The organism is Geomonas sp., from assembly GCF_056994735.1.
In genome coordinates this window covers 1-1940 of sequence record NZ_JBXKJL010000450.1, presented here as the reverse complement: position 1 = coordinate 1940, position 1940 = coordinate 1, and the positions used below count along the sequence as shown (strand labels likewise).

At 62.2% G+C, this 1940-nt stretch carries 1 protein-coding gene; it reads right to left on the bottom strand.

Annotated elements, in window-relative coordinates; genetic code table 11:
• Positions 1-1940 (bottom strand): S8 family serine peptidase (locus AC11W3_RS19420; RefSeq protein ID WP_484093592.1); only part of this gene is annotated, 1940 nt, incomplete at both ends.

The window sequence follows — 1940 nt, the reverse complement described above, 5'->3', positions numbered from 1 at the left end:
TTTTGCCTGCCGCGTAGACATTGCCGTCCAGGTCCGCGGTGACTGCGTACAGGTTATCAAAGGTCTCCAGGCTGAAGGTCTTCGCCCAGAGCTGGTTCCCGGCGGGATCGTACTTGACCAAACTTGGACCGTAATAGCCATAATCCAAGGTGACATAGCTGTTTCCGTCACGGTCGATGGCGACATCGCTGTGGTTGTCTTCGACGGTCTCCCACACGTACGCCTGGGAGACGGGGGGGCCCAGGTTCCTCCAGGCTTCGGAGTAGCCGTCCGGAGTCACCGTCATCGAAAGTTCCTTGTTGGCAATGGCGCCGTAGGAATCGGCCACCTCCACCGTGAAATAGAAGCTTCCGGGCGTGGTGGCGCTGCCGGAGAGTTCGCCGATGGGGCTAAGGGTGATTCCGTCCGGCAGGGACCCCGACGCCAGTCTCCAGAGGGATGTCGGGTATCCGCCCTGGACGGCGAGGGTGCTGGTATAGGGGGTGTTCAGCGTCGGGTTGGGAAGATGGGTGGTGGTGATTACCGGCCCCTGGTAGGTCAGCGTCTGGGTCCAGGTCGGGCCGGAGGAGGTGATTTCGGTACGGGGATACTCCAGCGTCTGGACCCCAGCCGGGAAGGAGAAGCTCAGTACCTCGTCGGTGCGGGTGGGGACGAAACTGGCGCTGAAAATCCCGTCGTTGGCGACGAGGTCGGGGGCGACCCCGTCATCGTGCAGGGTCACTCTCTCCCAGTCTCGAGTGACGACGATAACGGGACCGGAGGACGCACCGCAGTTGATGCTCAGGGCGCTCAGGGTTACGGACGAGCCGACGGTGAGACCATAGGGTGGGTCCTGTACCGCGAAGACCGGGGTGTTGGAGCAGGCCATGGAGCCGTAGGCGCTCAGCCTTTTGCGGGTCATGGTGTGACCGTAGCTGCCGGCAGTGTCTTCGCCGCCGGCGAGGATGAGGTTCTTGATGGTGGCCCAGTTGCGGCTGGGATCCTGGGCCTTCAAGAGAGCTGCGACACCAGTGACGTAAGGGGTCGCCATGGAGGTCCCTGAGAGCGTGCCGTACCCCCCGGAGATGCCATAACTGTTGGATGCCGGCAGCGTGCTGAGTATTCCCTCTCCCGGTGCCATCAGGTGGGCGTTGAACTTGCCGAAGTTGGAGAAGGACGACTTGTAGTCCTTGTCGTCGCTCGCGGCTACCACGATCGCGTTGGGCAGCTTCGCGGCGCTGGGGGTGGAGAAGGCGTTGATTTCGTCAGGGTCGCCCCCCCCGTTGCCGGCAGCGGAGACGAACAGGATGTCAGGCTGAGCCTTGACGGCGTCGTAGATCGACGAGGAGTAATAGGCTGCGCTCGTCCCCCAGCTGTTGTTGGTGGCCACGATGTTGACACCGGCATTCTTCTGCGACTTCACCCACTGCAGACACTCCACAACGGCGTTCGACGAAGCGTAGCCGCTGTTGTCGACACACTTGCAGGCGGTCAGTTTGACGTTCCAATTGACGCCGGCGATGCCGAGCCCGTTGTTGCCAGCGGCGCCGATGATGCCGGCAACGTGGGTGCCGTGACCGTGGTAGTCGAACGGATCGTTACTATGATTAACAGCATTATAGCCACGGGTGGAGTAGATATTGGCAACCAGGTCCGGATGGGTATAGTCGATGCCGGTATCGAGGATGGCAACCACCACGTTGCTGCTCCCGGTCGTTATGTTCCAGGCGGCGGTAGCCTTGATGTCCACCCCGGGGGTGCCGCCGGTCTGGCCGGTGTTGTGGAGCGCCCACTGCTGGGCGAACTTGGTGTCGTTGGGGAGGGACTGGATCTGGAAGAGGTAGTTCGGCTCGGCATATTCCACGTCCGGGTCGGCCTGGTACTCCTTGACCCCGTCCTCGACGGACATCCCCTTCTTGAGCTTGACATGGTGCAGCCGCAGCTCCTCGAACTCCGCGAGC